Origin of the sequence: Actinocatenispora thailandica (assembly GCF_016865425.1) — a bacterium.
In the GTDB taxonomy this organism is placed as follows: domain Bacteria; phylum Actinomycetota; class Actinomycetes; order Mycobacteriales; family Micromonosporaceae; genus Actinocatenispora; species Actinocatenispora thailandica.
Window position 1 is genome coordinate 2059871 of record NZ_AP023355.1, and the last position, 17049, is coordinate 2076919.

Here is a 17049-nt window from a genome sequence, read left to right on the forward strand (position 1 = left end):
TCGCGCTGGCCACCCCGAGCGCGGGCGACCCCGCAACCGCCGTACCCACCGGGGCTGCCGGGCCGCGAGGCGCCGGAGTGCCGTCCACCGGGTCGACGGTGGCCGGCAGCGGCGCATCGTCGGTGCCCCTGTCGGTACGGTACGGCCGCACGCTCGCCGCGGCCCGGCTCGGCGTGCTGGCGGTCGCGGCGGTGGTGGTCGCGCTGATCGTCGGGCATCCGGCGGCGCTCGCGCTGGCGGCCCCGCCGCTGCTGCTGCTCGCGATGCGGTCCCGGCGGGACCGGCCGGACACGCTGACCGCGACGGTGTCGCTGGATCCGCCGCGCTGCGTCGAGGGCGACACGGTCACCCTGGCGTTGCGGCTCACGGTACCGGCGCCGGTCGAGCAGCTGTCGGTGACGCTCGACGACGACCTCCCGGTGGACGGCACGAACCAGGGCGTCGCGGTGCGCACGGCGACCACCGTGTTCACCTTCACCCTGGTACCGCAGTGCTGGGCACGGCTCGATCTGAAGCACGCGCTGGTCACGGTGCTCGCCCCGGGTGGTCTCGACCGGGCCCGGCTGCGGGTACCGCTGGGTGAGCTGACGGTCTATCCGCAGACCGTGCCGCCGGCTGCTCCGCCGCATCCGGCCCGGCTGCCGCAGCTGGTCGGCGAGCACGTGGTGGCCGGCACCGGCACCGGCGTCGAGTTCGCCGGCATCCGGCCGTACCAGGCGGGCGACCCGGTCCGGCTGGTGCACTGGGCGTCGAGCGCCCGGTACGGGCGGCCGCACGTGGTGCTGCGGCACGCCGAACGGCTGACCGACGTGGTGCTCATGATCGACGGGTACTCGGATGTCGGGCCGGCGGGCGGCAGCAGCCTGGACGTGTCGGTGCGTACCGCGGCGAGCCTGGCCGCCTCGTGGCTCGCCGCCGGCGACCGGGTCGGTGTGGTGACGCTGTCCGGCCTGTTGCGCTGGCTGCCGGTCGGCCTGGGCCGGCGCACCCTGTACCCGATCGTCGACTCGGTGCTGTCGGTACGCCGGGACCGGTCGGTACCGATCGCCGGCCCGCCGCGGATCCCGCTGCCCGCGCTGCCACCGGGCGCCCTGGTGGTACTGCTGACTCCGCTGCTGTCCGATCGCGTCGTCGAGGTGGTCCGGCGGCTGGGGGAGCGCGGAATGGCCATGCTGGTACTGGACACACTGCCGGCGGAGCCGGCGGCCGGGGCACCGCCGGCGGGGATCGACGGGTTCCCGGGTGGGGCGGCGTTGAAACTGTGGCATTCGGAACGGGCGATCATGGCCCGCGAGATCGCCGAGCTGGGCGGGATGACGTTGCCGGCCGCGGATCCGGCGAGCCTGTCCGCGGCGCTGGAGCTGGCTCGCCGGATGCCGCCGCGGGGGCGGTCCCGGTGAGGGCGGTACGGGTCGCCCAGCTGCTCGCCGGCGCCGTGCTGCTGGTGGTACCGGCGCTGTCCGGACCGGTCAGCGGCCGGTTGCTGCTGATCACCGGCACCCTCACCCTGGTACTGGGCGCCTGGTGGCACCGCGGCGTGGCGGTGACGCTGACCGCGGTGCAGGGGTACTGCTGGGCGGGCTCGCGGTGGCCGGCGCGTCGTCGCCGCTGGCCGGCGCGGCGCTCGGCTGCTGCGCGAGCTTCGCCCTGACCGGCTACCTGCTGTCCGCCGAGGCGGCGGACGACCACTGGCCGGGGCCGCGGGCCTGGCTGCGTCGCCGCGGCCGGGCGGTGCTCGCGGTCCTCGCGACCGTGCTGGTCCTCGTTGCGCTGGAAGCGTTGCCGGTGCCGGGTTCGCTGCTGCTGTTCGCGATCGGTGCCGTCGCCCTGGCCGCCGCCGGCTGGCTTGCCTTCGCCCCGACCCGGTCGACGGCACCGGATCGCTGATCCGTCCGGCCGCCGCCGTTCAGCGGCGACGGGCGGGCGCCGGGCACGCCGCGCCGCCGCGAGCCGCAGGCCGCCGGGCACGCCGCGCCGCCGCGAGCGGCGGGCCGGCGGGCCGGCGGGCCGGCCGGTCGGCTGTCAGCGCGCCAGCGGGACGTCGAAGTCGTGCGCGCTGATCGACCCGCCATCGCTGGTCGTCGCCGCGGGCCGCTTCATCCGCAGGGTCAGCCGCGGCACGTCCTCCGGGTCGACGACGAACGCGAGCCAACCGCCACCCGACTTGCCGGTGTCCAGGTCGCCGTCGTCGGCCATCGGCGGGTAGCCGGCCCGCTTCATCGCCGCGATGAGGGCGTCGGTCGACGTCTCGGGGTTCTCCTCGCCGTTCGCCACCACCGACAGCGACGTGGCCTGCCAGCCGGCGTAGTACTTGCTGCCGGCGGTGGCCCGCACCTGGACGAGCACGATCTCCCGGTCGGCGACCGCGGACATGCTCGCCGGTACCGGGAAGTCGCGGACCACCTGCCGCACGAGCACCTTGTCGCCCATCACCGGATCGGTGATCGTCTCGTGCACCGCGACCGGCTTGCCGGCCCCGGTGCCGCCGGTGGACGGGGCGGGCGTGGCGCTGCTCGGCGCGGCCGAGGTGGGCGCGGCCGAGCGGGCGACGCCGGACGCGCCGTCGGTGCCGGCTCCCTGACAACCCGTCGCCGCGAGCGCGACGACGGCGAGCGAGGCGACGGCGGATGCGGTGGTTCGACGCACGGACTTCTCCTTCGTGACGGCATGGCTGCCGGCGACGATGCAGGAGCCCGGTAACTCGGCGGTAAATCGTCGGCACGACCATCGACCGGCGCGCCGGTACCGACGGAACGTGCTGTTCGGTGCCGGGTCAGTGCGCGGGGACGCGGGCGACCAGGGCGCGGATCTCGGTGTCGGACGGGTCGTCCGGCACCTCGTCACCCGGATCGGGTCGCCACTGCGGCGCCCAGACGATGCCGGGCTCGACCAGGTCGAGCCCGGCCCCGGCCAGCAGCTCGGCCAGCTGGTCGCGGTGGCGGGAGATCGGCGCCGTCCGGGTGCGCTCCTGGTACTCCTGCACGCCGACCTTGGACAGCTCGCGCTTCTCCGCGCTGTACGCCTCGTCGGTGTAGTGCGACAGCGCGAGCAGGCCACCGCCGCGGGCGGCAGCGCAGTACCGGTGCAGGATGCCGGCCGGGTCGGCGGAGTCCGGGACGAAGTGGAAGACGGCGACGAGCAGGATGCCGAGCGGCCGGGACAGGTCCAGCAGCCCGGTCCGGTCGGCGGCCCGCAGCACCGCGTCGGCGTCGCGCAGGTCGGCGTCCAGGATGGTGGCGTGGTCGTTGTCGGCGAGCAGTTGCCGGGCGTGGGTGACCGCGACCGGATCGCTGTCCACGTACACCACCCGGGCGGCCGGGTTCGCCGCCTGCGCGATCTCGTGCACGTTGCCGACCGTCGGGATACCCGAACCGAGATCGAGGAACTGGTCGATGCCGCTCGCGATCATGTACCGGACGGCGCGGCGCAGGAACGACCGGTTCGCCCAGGCGATCTTCGGGCCGACCTTCCCGGCGGCCATCACCCGGTCGGCGGTCTCCCGGTCGACCGCGAAGTTGTGCGCCCCGCCGAGCAGGTAGTCGTAGATGCGCGCCGGGTTGGGCACCGACATGTCGATCGCGCCGGGTGCTGGCGTGGTCGGTGCACCGTGCGGTTCTGCTGCCATCTGGTCCTCCCGATCGGGGCTGTTGGGCAGCAACCTACGCCATCCAGATGTGCGTCCGCGTCGTCACAACGGGCACCCTCCGGTCCCCGGCCGGCGGGTACGGGAGCGCTGGTCGGGCGGTACGGGACGGCCGACGATCGGTGGCATCGCGCACCGGCCGACGTAGGCTGCGATCGTGCGTATCCGACCCACCCTGACCTGGACGCCCTCCGGCGCCGCCGTGCCGGCGACCACCAGCCTGACCGAACTGAGCCGGGTGGTCGAGGCGGGCAGGGTGCTGGTGCTGACCGGTGCGGGGTTGTCCACCGAGTCCGGGATCCCGGACTATCGCGGCGAAACGGGCACCCTGCGCCGGCATACCCCGATGACCTACGAGCAGTTCGTCGGCAGTCTCGACGGTCGCCGGCGGTACTGGGCGCGCAGCCATCTCGGCTGGCGCACCATCACCCGCGCCCGGCCGAACGCGGGGCATCGGGCGCTCGTCGCGCTGCAGGCCGCCGGCCGGGTGTCCGGCATCATCACCCAGAACGTCGACGGCCTGCACCAGGCCGCGGGCGCGCGCGAGGTCACCGAGCTGCACGGCAGCCTGTCCCGGGTGATCTGCCTGGGTTGCCGGGCCAGCAGCGACCGGGCCGAACTGGAGCGCCGGCTGCGTGCCGCGAACCCGGGCTTCACCGCCACGGCCGGCGCGGTCAACCCGGACGGTGACGTCGAGCTGGCCGAGCAGCAGGTGCGCCGGTTCCGGCTGGTCGACTGCGCGTCCTGCGGGTCCGGCGTGCTCAAACCGGATGTGGTGTTCTTCGGCGAGGGCGTGCCGCGAGACCGGGTCGAGCACTGCTACCGCCTGGTCGACGGCGCCGACGCCCTGCTGGTACTCGGTTCGTCGCTGGCGGTGATGTCCGGGCTGCGGTTCGTCCGGCACGCCGGCAAGCGCGGCATCCCGATCGCGATCGTCAATCGCGGTGCCACCCGCGGCGATCCGCTCGCGGCGATCCGGGTCGACCGGCCGCTCGGCGCCGCGCTCACCGAACTCGCCAGCCGTCTGGGCTGCGCCTGAGACGTGCCGCGGGCCTCCGCCGGTGGCGCCTCGTCCTCGGGGCTCGCCGGTCGCGTGCCGGGACTTTCGCCGCCGGTGCGCCGGTCGGCTACCCGGCCTCGCCGGTACCGATCGGATGATCGTTCACCCGGTGCGAGGCGATGGTTCGCACTTGCTCGTTAGCGGACATAGGCTACTTAACAGCTGTTTCCTGTTGAGTAAGGTCAAGTCGGCATCGAAGACGTGGGGAGCGGGACGATGGTCACCGCCGAGCAACACCAGCCGTCGACCCGGCCGGTACCGCGATCCGGGGAGTACGCACCGGCCGGCCCGGGCGACGCGGATCAGGGGCCGATACCGGCAGAGCGGCCCGGCGGCCCGCCCAGCTCCGGTAGCCCCGCCGCTTCCGGTAGCTCCGCCGGTTCCGGCACTCCCGCCGGTTCGGGCCGCCCCGCCGGTTCCGGCGCTCCCGCCGGTTCTGCTGGCTCCGCCGACGAGGGCGGGCCGCGGCGCGGGGAGTCGTCATGACCCTGTACGGGATCGACTGCTCCAACCATCAGGGCAACCTGACCGGGTTCGACGGGGTGGCCGCCTCGTTCCTGTGCCACAAGCTGACCGAGGGCACCACCTACCTCGACCCGTACGCGGCGCACAACCTGGCGTTCGCCCGGGCCGGCACCTGCCCGTACTCGGCGGCTACCACTACGTGCGGGCCGGCAACGGCTCCGGGCAGGCCGACCACTTCGTCGCGCGGGCCCGGGCGCTGTTCGGGCCCGAGCTGCGCGGGCACCTGTGGCAGCTCGACTGCGAGGACGACGCGACCTGGGCCGACGTCAAGGCATTCAAGCAGCGGTGGGACTCGCGTACCGGTGGGGCACCGATCCTGTTCTACACCGGCGACTGGTGGCTGCGGCCGCGCGGCTGGAACGTGGCGAGCCTCGGCTTCGCCGGGCTGTGGGCGGCGCCGAACCGCGGCTACGTCGGCAAGGCCGACAACGTGCGCACCAGCGACTGGGTCGCCGGCTACGGCGGCTACGACAAGCTCACCATCCTGCAGTACGACGCGCGGCCGTCGATCGGTGACACCAACGAGTACGCCGGCTCGCTGGCCGCACTGCGGCAGCTGGTCAGCGAGGAGGACGTGATGATCGAGACCAGCCTCGGGGCGAGCGACACGAAGCTGTCGTTCGGCGACTTCACCCTGATCCGGTGGAGCAAGGAGTACGCCGACCCCGGACACGCGCACGCGAACGGCACCTACCCCGGTTACGTCGCCCCGGTATCGTCCTATGTGGACGGCGTCCTCCTGTTGCGCATCACCGGAACCAAGCCGGGCGACCACTACCAGGCCCGGCTGGTGATCCACGACTGGGACACCACGCACCACAGGTCCAAGCGCGTCGCCGGCATCGACGTGCTCGACGACGGGGTCTGCACCACCGGCGACCAGTACGTCAACGTCCCGGTCCGCCGCTACGCCCACCACGGCCAGCACCTGTACTTCGACGTCGCGGTCTGGCCGGACGCCGGTGGCACCGACCGGGCCGCCCCGGTACTGGCCGGCGCCAGCCTCCGCGTCGCCCAACGCGCCACCTGACCGCCCTCACTGCGCGAACATCGCGCCCGGACCGGACCAGGGCCAGCCAGAAGTCACGCGGCGTCCTTCACGAGCAGCCCGGACAGTCGGCAGTAGAACGTCCGAACGGTGGCGTCACCGTCGACATCCTCGATTCGGCAGACCCTGAGGTACGCGTGGTCGTCGACCAGCCCGTCGGTGCTGGAGACGAGCAGTCCCCAGAAACTCCCTTGGCCGTGGACTCCGGCGGCGGGGAGATGAAGACCTGCGAGCCTGCCGGTGGGACCTTGACCCTGCGGTGGACGATTCCCTGACCCATGCTGGACCTACTTTCGGCTGGTGCCGCGAGCGAGCCGCTCTTGCTTGCTCGCGGGAGTGTCTGCTGGCCGTGGACTCTACGCTCCGCGCCCATCCGAGTCCAGGAACTCCTAGGAGCTACTTGCCGCTGACCAACGAGCCTCGGCCCTTCTGGACACCGACCATGGCCTCATGGAGATCTCCGGTGACGTCCCGCGTTACAAGTACGAGCAGGCGGCCGACGTGATCGAGGCCAGGATCGAGTCGGGCGAGTGGCCGGTCAGGTTGCCCGGCGAGATCGAGCTGTCCCGGGATCTGGGCGTCGGCCGGAACACGCTGCGGCACGCCCTGCGCCTACTGGCCGATCGTGGCGTGGTCAAGATCCTCCCGGCGTGGCGGTCTACGTGGTCAAGTCGGCCGACCGAGACTCCGATTCCTGACCGTGGTGTGCTGATGAGGGCCGGCGAATGAGCAGAGCCGTTGGTGATGCGTTTTCGCTCGTCGTGCTGGGGTTGTTCCTCTGCGGACTCGGCGTGTGTGCGCTTGCCCGGAAGACGTGGTTCAACGAGTTCTACGACCGGGCCACGTCCCGGAAAAATGGCGACGGGCTCCTGACGTTTCAGCGGTTCTTCTTCGCCGGCGTGACCCTGCTGTGCGGGATCGCCGCCTTCGTCGGCGCGATCCTGGTCGTGAAGTAACGCCGAGCGTCGACGTCGAGCCTGGTTGTCTCCCGGTGCACCGGTGCCGGTACGCGATGTTGCTGAGTGGGGAAGTGATGGATGATGGGGCCGTCTTCCCGTCCTTCGATCGACCTGATGGACACCACGACGATCTGGCCGAGCCTGACCGCGATGATCGTGGCCTGCATGGCGATCGTCGGCGGGTTCGTGGCCTGGCGAAACTGGCGAAGGACGGGAGACGGCGAGCGGAGAGCGTCGGGTCTGAGCGACTTCGGTGCACGGCCGTCGACGTTCTCGGGCGAGGTGGTTGCCATGGTGCTGGCATCGGTGGGCGTCGTCGCTTTCCTCTGTGCGCTCTACGCTTTCGTGAAGTTCTTGAGCCGCCACGCCGGCTGACCAGCGGTGCCCTGGGGTGGGGCATCCGGCGTGCGGTCGATCGCGGCAGTCTGTCTGCGTGCATGCGCAGCGTGGTGCCGCCCGGTGCACGTTGCCGATGGGCCGGTGGACGGTGATCGGGTGCGGGGTCACTCGTGGGGGTTGATCCGGGCAAGATGGGGCAATGCAACTGGTTGAGCAGGCGCCGGCGGCGGCTCGGCGGGTCAGGACTCCGTTGCTCGTGGCGGCCGGGGTACTGGTGGTGGTCGTGGCGCTGGTGCTGGTGCCGTGGCTGGCCGCCGAGTCGGGGCGGCAGGCGGCGCCGCGGCGACCGTCCTTTCCCCGTACGGTCGGGGGCTGGTCGTCGACCGCCTCGTCGGTGCGGCGGGCGCCGCTGGGGGCGGCGATCGCGCTCGTCGGGTACGGCGACTCCGGGCAGCTCGCGATCGGCGCGGACGGCACCGACTACCGCAGCGTGCTCGGCGGGCACGTGTTCACCGGGCACACCGACGGGGAGGGTCTGCTCAGCCCGGACGGGCGCAGCGTCGCGGTGGGCGGCATCGACGACGTGCTGCGGCTGGTGCGGCTCGACGACGGCTCGGTCCGCTCGTACCGGATCCACCACGCTCGGCGGGTCCGCGCGCTGGCGTTCGCGCCGGACGGCCGGCGGATCGTCTGTGCGGTGACCGCGGTCGGATCCGGGCCGGACAGCGTGATCCTGCTCGATCCGAAGGCCGGTACCAGCCTGCTGCTGGTGACCGGCACCGCGCGCGCCGCCGCGTTCTCCCCGGACGGCGGCAGCATCGCGGTGCAGGTCGGCGGCGACGTGCAGGTGGCACACAGCAGTGGAGTCCTGGCGGGGCGGCTGCCCGACGTCGGCGGCGTCCTCGCCGGGCCGCACGCCTGGTCACCGGACGGCCGCTGGCTCGCACTCACCGGTACCGGCGGCGCGTCGGTGCACTTCGCGTCGACCGACCCGGGCAGCGGCGACGCGCCGCCGGCCCCGCTGGCCGACCGGCACGCCCGGTTCGTCGGCTGGGCGGACGCGCAGACGTTGCTGGTCACCGACCGCGGTGCGCTGCTGCGGCAGCCGCTGGCGCACGCCGGTACCGCTCGGCGGATCGGTACCCTGCCGGCCGGTGCCGCGCTCGACGACGTCGCCATCACCCTGATCGACTCGCGGCATCTGACGATCGCCCGGGGCGCCGCCGACTACGGACCGCCGCCCGCCTGGTGGCTGCGTACCGTCATCGGCGCCGCCGCGCTGCTCGTGGCGGCACTGTCGATCGCCGGCGCGATCTGGTACATGCGGCGCCGCGCAGCCGGTGCCGGCGCCAGCACCGGCGCGCAGCCCGGGTAGCCGCGGCCGGGCCAGCCGGGCCAGTCGGGGTCACCCGGGGTCAGCCGGGGTCAGCCGGGGTCAGCCGGGGTCAGCCGGGGGGCAGCCGGGGGCGGTGCGGGCACCGGCGGCAGCTGCGGTCCACCTCCGCCGCTCGCATCGGGAGTAGCCGGCGGGCGGGCCGCGGGTCGTCCTCCCCGCGTCCCGCGACCCGCCCGACCCCACCCCCGAGGTGCGCGCCGGACACACCCCAGCCGCGCCCGGCGCGCTGTCCATACACGCCTCACCCCGGCGGTCGGCTGCGACCCGCGGTGCCCGAATCGCCGGCCGATGACGGCCGCGCGCTGCGGCGCTCACCGAGCGTGATGTTTGGGTCGGTTCCGCCCGGATCGGCGGCGCGTCGCTGGTCACCCAGCGCATCTGGTACTAAGCTGCCGTCTCCAACGCCCGGCGCGGCCCGGGTCCGGACGACTCGGTGCAGAGCCGCCCCGACGCGCCCCGCCGCCGCGCGATTCACGCCGACGCCCATCGAAGCGGCCCCGCCGATGCGATCGCCGGCCGTACCGGATCGACCGGTGCGGCCCACCGACCGACCGCGCACGGCCCGACACGCCCCGATGAGCGCCAGCCCGCCGCGCCGTCCCCACGCGTGGCGGTCACCTCGGGAGGGTCTGCCGATGCGGCTCGTGATCGTGCTTCTGGTGACGCTGCTGTGCGTCGACATCGCGGCGACGGTCGTGCTGTACGGCGCGTGGCGCACCGAGCGGCGGCTGCGCCGCTACGCCGACGCCACCGCCCGGCGCTACGCCCGCGCCACGCCCACGACGCGCCGCCGTGGCGGCGACGAGATCAGCATCCGCACCCTGTACCGCTGACGCTGACCGCCGTTCCAGCCGGACGGACGCCAGCTCCCGGGCCGCCGGGCCGGCCCCGCTCCGGTCCCGGCACCCGCCCCGCCCCGGCCCGCCCCGGCCCGGCCCGGCTCCGGTCCCGGCACCGGCACCGGTTCGGCGCCGGCACCGGGTCAGCCGGCTGGTCCGGCGGTGCTCTCCCGCCGGACCAGCTCGGTGGCCAGCTCGACCCGCCGGCTGTCCGGCGCCCGACCCGCGGCCAGCTGCAACACGGTACGGGCCGCGACCCGGCCCATGTCGGCCAGCGGCTGGCGCACCGTGGTCAGCGGCGGGCTCGCCCAGCGGGCCTCCGGCAGGTCGTCGAAGCCGACCACGCTGACATCGTCCGGTACCCGTCGGCCGCGACGCCGCACCGCCTCGTACACCCCGAACGCCATCTGGTCGCTCGCGGCGAAGATCGCGGTCGGCGGGTCGGGCAGGTCCAGCAGCGTGTCGGCGCCGCGGAAGCCGGACTCGTGGTAGAAGTCGCCGGGCGCGATCAGCGCGTCGTCGACGGCGATGCCGGCCGACTCCAGCCCGGCCCGGTACCCGTCCAGGCGGGCCCGGCTGCACAGCAGTCGCGGCGGACCGGCGATCAGCCCGATCCGCCGGTGGCCGAGCGAGAGCAGGTGTTCGGTGGCGGTCAGCCCGCCGGCCCAGTTCGTAGCGCCGACCGTCGGGACCTCCAGCGCCGGCGTGCCGGCCGGGTCGACCGCGACCGCCGGCGCGTCCAGCCGGTGCAGCTCGGCCCGCAGCGTCGGCTCCAGGTCGGAGGTGACGAGGATGACCCCGTCGGTGGACCGGTCCCGCACGCTCTCCAGCCACTGCCGGGTCGGGCCGGTGCGCCGGTGCAGCGCCGACACCACGGTCCCGGTACCGGCGGCGTGCCCGACCTCCTCGACGCCGCGCAGGATCTCCACCGCCCAGGGGCTGTCCAGGTCGTTGAACACCAGGTCGATCAGCCCCGCCGTGGGCCGGGACCGCGACTGCCGCCGCCGGTACCCGCGCTGGTGCAGGAGCTGCTCGACCCGTTCACGGGTGTCCGGCGCGACGTCCGAGCGGCCGTTGAGGACCCGGGACACCGTGGGTACGGACACGCCCGCCTCGCGCGCGATCGCCGTGATGGTGACGCGGGAGTCGTCGGCCACGCTGCCTCCTTCGCAGACGGATGTGCTGCCCTCGCGGCCGGCTGCCGTCGCGTCGCCGGGGCGGGGCGTGACGCCGAGCTGTGGCGCGGGGGTGTGCTGCTGTCGCAGGTTACGGTGCGCCCTCGACCCGGGCGAGCACCGCGCCGGGCAGCCGGTCGTCGAGCCGGCGGCGCGGGCCGGTGAGCCGCAGCGCCACGGTGTGCCGGTGGTCGGCGCTGGAGGCCGACAGCCGCAGCTCCAGCTCGCCCGGTTCGACCAGCCGGTACAGGTCCCGGCCGGGGTACGCGGCGGCCTCGGCCGGCACGGTGAACTCGGCCCGTGCAGTGCCGCCGGGGGCGAGTGGCACCCGTACCGAGCCGACCAGCCGGACCACCGGGCGGGTCACCTCGGCGACCGGATCGTGCAGGTAGAGCTGGACCACCTCGGTGCCGGCGCGGTCGCCGACGTTGCGCACCAGTACCGACAGCCGCACCGCGCCGTCGGTTGCGACGCGCACCGGCTCGGTGCCGGGCGCGCGCCCGTCGACGAGCACGTCCGACCAGCGGAACCGGGTGTAGGACAGGCCGTGCCCGAACGGGTAGCGCGGTGTCGGGTCGATGCTGGACACCTCGGTGCGGTGGCCCAGCGGCGGCGCCAGGTAGGTGGTCGGCTGCCCGCCCGGCAGGTGCGGCACCGACACGGGGGTGCGCCCGGACGGGCAGACCCGGCCGGACAGCACCCCGGCGATCGCCGGCCCGCCCTCCGCCCCGGGGAAGAACGCCTGGACCCGGGCGGCGAGCCGGTCGTCCAGCTCGCCCAGCGCGTACGGGCGGCCGGCGAGCAGCAACGCCACCACCGGCGTACCGGTCGCGACCAGGGCGGCGAGGAGCTCCTGCTGGATGCCCGGCAGCCGCAGCTCGGCCACGTCGCACCCTTCCCCGGAGGTACCGCGGCCGAACAGCCCGGCCCGGTCGCCGAGCACCGCGACGCACACGTCGGCGTCGGCCGCGAGGGCCGCGGCGGCGCCGAGGCCGGTGTCGTCGCCGGTGTCGACGCCGCAGCCGTGGGCGTACCCGATCGTGGCGTCCGGCAGCTCGGCCCGCAGCGCGCCGAGCACCGGTTCGACCGGGATGCCGAGCGGCAGCCCGGGATGGCGGACCCCGACGTGGTTCGGGAACGAGTAGCAGCCGAGCATCGCCCGCGGATCGTCCGCGTTCGGCCCCACCACGGCGATCCGCCCCGCGGGCGGCAGTGGCAGCGCGCCGCCCGCGTTGCGCAGCAGCACCACGGACTCCTCGGCGAGCCGGCGCGCCAACTGCCGGTCCGCCGCGCCGTCGAGGTCGATCCGGGCGCTCGCGCTGCCCGCGCCGTCGGCGGCACGGTCGCGGTCCAGCGCCGGGGGAGTGGGCCGCCAGTCCGGGTCGAGCAGGCCGAGCGTGCACTTCTGGGTCAGCACCCGCCGGGCGGCCCGATCGATCAGATGCTCGGGTACCCGGCCGGCGGCGAGCGCGTCGCGCAGCGGGGCGCCGTAGCAGCGGACCGTCGGCAGCTCGATGTCGACGCCGGCGGCGAGGGCGAGTGCGGCCGCCTCCGCCGGGTCGGCGGCGACGCCGTGCAGCGTCTGCAGGAACGACACGCCGAAGTAGTCGGCGACGACGGTGCCGGTGAACCCCCAGCGGTCCCGCAGCAGGTCGGTGAGCAGCGCCGGGTCGGCGGCCACCGGCATCCCGTCGAGTTCGGTGTACGAGTGCATCACCGACCCGGCGCCGGCGAGCCGCACCGCCGCCTCGAACGGCGGCAGGATCACGTCGGCCAGCTCCCGTGGCCCGATCGGCACCGGTGCGAGGTTGCGGCCGGCGCGGGAGGCGGAGTAGCCGGCGAAGTGCTTGAGGGTGGCGATCACGCCGGCCGACTGCAGCCCGCGCACGTAGCCGGTACCGATCGCGGTGACCAGGTGCGGGTCCTCGCCGATGGTCTCCTCGGTACGGCCCCAACGCGGGTCCCGGACCACGTCGAGCACCGGCGCGAGGCCCTGGTGCACGCCGACCGAGCGCATCGCGGTACCGATCCGGGCGGCGACCTGCTCGACCAGCTCGGCGTCGAAGCTGGCGCCCCAGGCCAGCGGCGTCGGGTAGACGGTGGCACCCCAGGTGGTGAACCCGGACAGGCACTCCTCGTGTGCGATCGCCGGGATGCCGAACCGGCCGGCGGCGACGATCTCGGCCTGCGCGGCGGCGAGCGCGGCCGCACCGCGGTCCGGCTCGACCGGCGCGGTACCGAGCGGGCGGGTCAGGTGGCCCAGGCCGTCGACGATCAGTGCCGGCCAGTCGACCGGCTCGTCGGCGAGGTCGTGCTGGTAGGGCGCGACGCCGCCGCCGTTCGCGTCGGCGCCGACCCAGATCCCGTACAGCTGGGCGATCTTCTCGGCCGGGGTGAGCCGGGCGAGCAGGTCCGCGACCCGCTCGTCGGCCGGCCGGGACACGTCGCGCCAGATCTCCGGCGGGGTGGCGTCCCTGTCGCAGGTGGTCATCCGACTCCTTCCCGGCCGCGGCCACCCGGAGACCGAAAGTTTCGGTTCATGATCCAGGCCAACCAGTCACAACATACCGACAGAGCCGGACGATGGGGAGGTCTTGACCGGAAGCGCGCCGCGTCGTAGCTTACGAGCGATCCGAAAGTTTCGGCGACTTTTCGGATGTTCGTCACGCCTGCTGGGATGGTGGGCGGCCCGACTGTGCGGGAGGGCGAGACATGACCATGCGGATGACCCGACGATCGGTACTCGGACTGGCCGGCGCTGCCGCCGGGCTCACCGTCGCCGGCTGCGGCACGTCCGGACCCGCCGGCGGTGACAGCGGCGCGATCCGGCTGTGGGTGCTGCAGAGCGACACCGAGAACCCGGTGCTCAAGAAGCGGATCGACGCGTTCAACAAGAACTCGTCGGTCAAGGTCGAGATGACCACCTACGTCAACGACCCCTACAAGCAGAAGCTCCAGGTGGCGATGGGCTCGCCGAACGCGCCGGACATCTTCTTCAACTGGGGCGGCGGCAATCTCGCCCAGTTCGTCGACGCCGGCCAGGTGCAGCCGCTGGACTCCGCGCTCGCCGACCACCCCGCCGTCGCGAAGGCGTTCCTGCCCAGTGTCCTCGCCGGCGCCACCATCACCGGCAAGCAGTACGGGCTGCCGATGTCCGGCATGCAGCCGGAAGTGTTGTTCTACAACAAGAAGGTGTTCGACGCGGCCGGCGCGAAGCCACCGGCCAGCTATCCGGACCTGCTCAGGTTGGTGGACACCTTCAAGCGCAAGGGATCACCCCGATCGCGCTCGCCGGTGCGCAGGGCTGGACCGAGCTGATCTACCTGATGTACTTCACCGACCGGATCGGCGGCCCCGCCGTGGTGGACGCGCTGGTGGCGAAGAAGCCGGGCGCCTGGCGGCATCCGGCGATCCGCGCCGCCGCCGAGCACTGCGTGCAACTGGTCGAGCGTGGCGCCTTCGGTACCAGCTATCCGTCCGTCAGCTCGGACAACCAGGCCGCGTCGAAGCTGCTCGCGACCGGCAAGTGCGCGATGCACGTGATGGGTTCCTGGGAGTACCAGACGCAGGTGGCGTCCAGCCCGAAGTTCGTGTCCGGGCACCAGCTCGGCTGGGTGCCGTTCCCGTCCGTACCCGGTGGCAAGGGCGACGCGAAGAACGTGGTCGGCGTGCCCACCAACTACTTCTCCGTGGTGAAGGGCGGCAAGCACGTCCGGCAGGCGACGGCGTTCCTGCTCGACACGCTCGCCAGCGACGAGTACGTCGGCGGCATGATCGGCATCGGGGAGATCCCACCGGTGAACGGGATCAAGCCGAAGCTCGCCGCGAGCAAGGCCGCCGACTTCGCCACCTTCTGCTACGACCTGGTGTCCGCCGCGCCGCACTTCCAGCTCGCCTGGGACCAGGCGCTGTCGCCGTCGGTGGGTACCGCGGTCAACACCAACGTGCAGAAGCTGTTCGTCAAGCAACTCGACCCGGCCGGCTTCGTCAAGGCGATGGACGCCGCCGCATGAACACCGCCGACGTGATCTGTCCCGCGGAGGCGGCATGAACACCGCCGACGTGATCTGTCCCGCGGAGGCGGCATGAACACCGCCACCGCGAGCCTCCCACGCGGCCGGGACGGTTCCCGGCGCCGGGGCCGGCCGCCGGGCGGCGGCACGGGTTCCGCGGCGTACCGGCAGCGGCCCGGGCTCGGCTGGCTGGTGCCGGCCGGGGTGCTGTTCGTGGTGTTCGCGCTGCTGCCGATCGTGGTGGTGGCCTACCTGAGCCTGACCGAGTGGAACGGGCTGGGCGCACCGCACTGGGCCGGCCTGGCGAACTGGCGATCGCTGCTGCACGACACCGAGGTACCGCACGGCATCCGCATCACGGTGCTCCTCACCGCGGTGTCCTGGCTGGTACAGACGCCGCTGGCGCTGCTGCTCGGGGTCTGGTCGGCCGGCCCGCAGCGGCACCGGGCGGTGCTGTCGGCGGTGTTCTTCCTGCCGCTGCTGCTGTCGCTCGCGGCGATCGCGCTGAGCTGGCAGGCGCTGCTGGACCCGAACTTCGGCGTGCCGGCGGCGCTCGCGAACGCGCTGCACGTCCCGGCACCGAACCTGCTCGGTGACCCGCACCGGGCGCTGTACGTGGTGGTCGCGGTGCTGGCCTGGCAGTGGGTGCCGTTCCACACCCTGATCTACCAGGGCGCCGCCCGCCAGATCCCGACCCAGCTGTACGAGGCCGCCGCGCTGGACGGCGCCACCCGGGTTCGCCGGTTCGTCTCCGTGACGCTGCCGCAGCTGCGCCACACGATCGTCGCCTCGTCGGTGTTGATGATCGTCGGCTCGTTGACCTACTTCGAGACGATCCTGCTGCTGACCGGTGGCGGGCCGGGCGACGCGACCGAGGTGCTGCCGCTGCACATGTACCGCACCGGGTTCGTCGGGTTCGACATGGGCTACGCGAGCGCGCTGGCGTTGCTGCTGGTGGTCGTCGGCGCCGCGCTGTCCGTGCTGATCGTGCGGGCCAGCGGGTTCGCCCGGATGGACAGCGACCGGGAGGGGCTGTGAGCCCCGGCGGTGCGCGTCCGGCCGGCGCCACCCGAACGGGTGGGCGGCCGTGAGGCGGCGCGGCAAGGTACCAGCGGCGATCGCGCTGGTGCTGTGGCTGCTCGTGGTGGCGATCCCGGTCTACTTCATCGTGGTGACCAGCCTGCGGCCGGCCGACGCGTACCTGTCGCACGGTGCCCTGCCGGTGCCGACCCAGCTGAGCCTGGACAACTACGGCCGGGCGCTGCGGTTGGGCTTCAGCGGTTTCCTGCGCAACAGCGCCATCGTGACCGTCGCGACGATCGTGCTCACCCTCGGCGCCGCGCTGCCGGCCGCGTACGCGATCGTGCGCAACCGCAGCCGGCTGGTCCGCGTCTGGCTGTCGGTGTTCCTGTTCGGGCTGGCGATCCCGGCGCAGGCGGTGATCGTCCCGGTGTACCTGATCATCACCCGGCTGAAGCTGTACGACTCGCTCACCGCGATCGTGCTGCCCACCGCGGCGTTCTCGCTGCCGCTCGCGATCGTGGTGCTGACCAGCTCGCTGCGCGACATCCCGGACGAGCTGTACCAGTCGATGGAGCTGGACGGCGCCGGCAACGGCCGCGTCTTCACCCGGCTGGTGCTGCCGCTGTCGCGGCCGGGGCTGATCACCGTCGGCATCGTGGCCGGCCTCAACGCCTGGAACGGCATCCTGTTCCCGCTCGTGCTGACGCAGAGTTCGCGCTGGCGGGTGCTGCCGCTGGGGCTGTGGAACTTCCAGGGCCAGCACGGTACCGACGTGCCCGGCCTGATGGCCGCCGTCGTGCTGTCCGCCCTGCCGATGCTCGCCCTCTACCTGTTCGGCCGCCGGCACCTGCTCCGCGGCCTCGCCGCCGGTTTCGGCCGCTGACCGCTGGCGCTGACCGGCTCGGCCGAAATACCCTGACGGCCTGTCGACGACGGTTGCTGGTGCCCGGTGACGCTGCCCGACGTGTACCAGGTGACGAAGTACGACCCGGCCGAGCACGGGTAACGGGGACGCCGCAGCGGACGAAT

The 17049-nt window shown here is 73.5% G+C and carries 16 protein-coding genes and 1 pseudogene; 13 read left to right on the top strand and 4 right to left on the bottom strand.

The genetic code is table 11. The features are described from left to right. Positions 1-122 precede the first annotated feature (122 nt). Genes Athai_RS09080 through Athai_RS09090 form a run of 3 tightly spaced genes read left to right on the top strand, consistent with a single transcriptional unit; the run spans position 123 to position 1887 of the window. Entirely contained in the window at positions 123-1400 is a 1278-nt protein-coding gene (locus Athai_RS09080; RefSeq protein WP_203961087.1) for a DUF58 domain-containing protein, read from the top strand. Next, positions 1397-1651, top strand: coding sequence for a hypothetical protein (locus tag Athai_RS09085; protein WP_203961088.1), 255 nt, complete (start codon positions 1397-1399; stop codon positions 1649-1651). The genes Athai_RS09080 and Athai_RS09085 overlap by 4 nt, the downstream gene beginning before the upstream one ends. Beyond that, positions 1588-1887: a hypothetical protein gene (locus Athai_RS09090; protein WP_203961089.1), complete on the top strand. Its 300-nt coding sequence runs from the start codon at positions 1588-1590 to the stop codon at positions 1885-1887. Before Athai_RS09085 ends, Athai_RS09090 begins: the two co-directional genes overlap by 64 nt. 135 nt (positions 1888-2022) lie before the next feature. Here the strand turns inward: Athai_RS09090 and Athai_RS09095 are convergent, their stop codons facing one another. Beyond that, on the bottom strand, positions 2023-2646 hold the full coding sequence (locus Athai_RS09095) for a hypothetical protein (protein WP_203961090.1): 624 nt from the start codon (positions 2644-2646) through the stop codon (positions 2023-2025). Between the two features lie 127 nt (positions 2647-2773). Continuing rightward, entirely contained in the window at positions 2774-3625 is an 852-nt protein-coding gene (locus Athai_RS09100; protein ID WP_203961091.1) for an SAM-dependent methyltransferase, read from the bottom strand. A 220-nt stretch (positions 3626-3845) separates the two neighbouring features. Between Athai_RS09100 and Athai_RS09105 the strand changes: the two genes are divergently transcribed. From Athai_RS09105 to Athai_RS09135, 7 genes are all read left to right on the top strand, one after another. After that, positions 3846-4682 (top strand): NAD-dependent protein deacetylase, encoded by an 837-nt coding sequence (locus Athai_RS09105; RefSeq protein ID WP_239157371.1) that lies wholly within the window; start codon positions 3846-3848, stop codon positions 4680-4682. Positions 4683-5367: 685 nt separating this feature from the next. Beyond that, positions 5368-6258 carry a glycoside hydrolase family 25 domain-containing protein gene (locus tag Athai_RS09110; protein WP_203961093.1) on the top strand — a complete coding sequence of 297 codons (891 nt, stop codon included), beginning with the start codon at positions 5368-5370 and terminating at the stop codon, positions 6256-6258. Positions 6259-6726: 468 nt separating this feature from the next. Continuing rightward, positions 6727-7005: a winged helix-turn-helix domain-containing protein gene (locus Athai_RS09115; RefSeq protein WP_203961094.1), complete on the top strand. Its 279-nt coding sequence runs from the start codon at positions 6727-6729 to the stop codon at positions 7003-7005. Then, positions 7002-7232: a hypothetical protein gene (locus Athai_RS09120; protein ID WP_203961095.1), complete on the top strand. Its 231-nt coding sequence runs from the start codon at positions 7002-7004 to the stop codon at positions 7230-7232. The genes Athai_RS09115 and Athai_RS09120 overlap by 4 nt, the downstream gene beginning before the upstream one ends. A 117-nt stretch (positions 7233-7349) precedes the next feature. Next, complete coding sequence (locus Athai_RS09125) at positions 7350-7610, top strand: hypothetical protein (RefSeq protein ID WP_203961096.1); 261 nt, start codon at positions 7350-7352, stop codon at positions 7608-7610. Between the two features lie 163 nt (positions 7611-7773). Then, positions 7774-8949: a WD40 repeat domain-containing protein gene (locus Athai_RS09130; protein ID WP_203961097.1), complete on the top strand. Its 1176-nt coding sequence runs from the start codon at positions 7774-7776 to the stop codon at positions 8947-8949. A 656-nt stretch (positions 8950-9605) separates the two neighbouring features. Continuing rightward, on the top strand, positions 9606-9803 hold the full coding sequence (locus Athai_RS09135) for a hypothetical protein (protein WP_203961098.1): 198 nt from the start codon (positions 9606-9608) through the stop codon (positions 9801-9803). A 149-nt stretch (positions 9804-9952) separates the two neighbouring features. Here the strand turns inward: Athai_RS09135 and Athai_RS09140 are convergent, their stop codons facing one another. Continuing rightward, entirely contained in the window at positions 9953-10966 is a 1014-nt protein-coding gene (locus tag Athai_RS09140; protein ID WP_203961099.1) for a LacI family DNA-binding transcriptional regulator, read from the bottom strand. Between the two features lie 109 nt (positions 10967-11075). Further along, positions 11076-13475, bottom strand: coding sequence for a beta-xylosidase/alpha-l-arabinosidase (locus tag Athai_RS09145; RefSeq protein ID WP_203961100.1), 2400 nt, complete (start codon positions 13473-13475; stop codon positions 11076-11078). A gap of 233 nt (positions 13476-13708) precedes the next feature. Here Athai_RS09145 and Athai_RS34040 point away from each other — a divergent pair. The 3 genes and pseudogenes from Athai_RS34040 to Athai_RS09165 all read left to right on the top strand — a co-directional run bounded on the left by Athai_RS34040 (position 13709) and on the right by Athai_RS09165 (position 16903). Then, positions 13709-14997: pseudogene (locus tag Athai_RS34040) on the top strand (ABC transporter substrate-binding protein). Positions 14998-15069: 72 nt separating this feature from the next. Further along, on the top strand, positions 15070-16035 hold the full coding sequence (locus Athai_RS09160) for a carbohydrate ABC transporter permease (RefSeq protein WP_203961102.1): 966 nt from the start codon (positions 15070-15072) through the stop codon (positions 16033-16035). A gap of 49 nt (positions 16036-16084) precedes the next feature. Then, positions 16085-16903 (top strand): carbohydrate ABC transporter permease, encoded by an 819-nt coding sequence (locus tag Athai_RS09165; RefSeq protein WP_239156824.1) that lies wholly within the window; start codon positions 16085-16087, stop codon positions 16901-16903. Positions 16904-17049: the final 146 nt, after the last annotated feature.

What these genes read in the sequence shown, in the direction of transcription:
- Athai_RS09100 (WP_203961091.1), bottom strand. Translation starts at nt 3,625, where the DNA reads ATGGCAGCAGAACCGCACGGTGCACCGACCACGCCAGCACCCGGCGCG.
- Athai_RS09115 (WP_203961094.1), top strand. Translation starts at nt 6,727, where the DNA reads ATGGAGATCTCCGGTGACGTCCCGCGTTACAAGTACGAGCAGGCGGCC.
- Athai_RS09120 (WP_203961095.1), top strand. Translation starts at nt 7,002, where the DNA reads ATGAGCAGAGCCGTTGGTGATGCGTTTTCGCTCGTCGTGCTGGGGTTG.
- Athai_RS09125 (WP_203961096.1), top strand. Translation starts at nt 7,350, where the DNA reads ATGGACACCACGACGATCTGGCCGAGCCTGACCGCGATGATCGTGGCC.
- Athai_RS09130 (WP_203961097.1), top strand. Translation starts at nt 7,774, where the DNA reads ATGCAACTGGTTGAGCAGGCGCCGGCGGCGGCTCGGCGGGTCAGGACT.
- Athai_RS09135 (WP_203961098.1), top strand. Translation starts at nt 9,606, where the DNA reads ATGCGGCTCGTGATCGTGCTTCTGGTGACGCTGCTGTGCGTCGACATC.
- Athai_RS09145 (WP_203961100.1), bottom strand. Translation starts at nt 13,475, where the DNA reads ATGACCACCTGCGACAGGGACGCCACCCCGCCGGAGATCTGGCGCGAC.
- Athai_RS09160 (WP_203961102.1), top strand. Translation starts at nt 15,070, where the DNA reads ATGAACACCGCCACCGCGAGCCTCCCACGCGGCCGGGACGGTTCCCGG.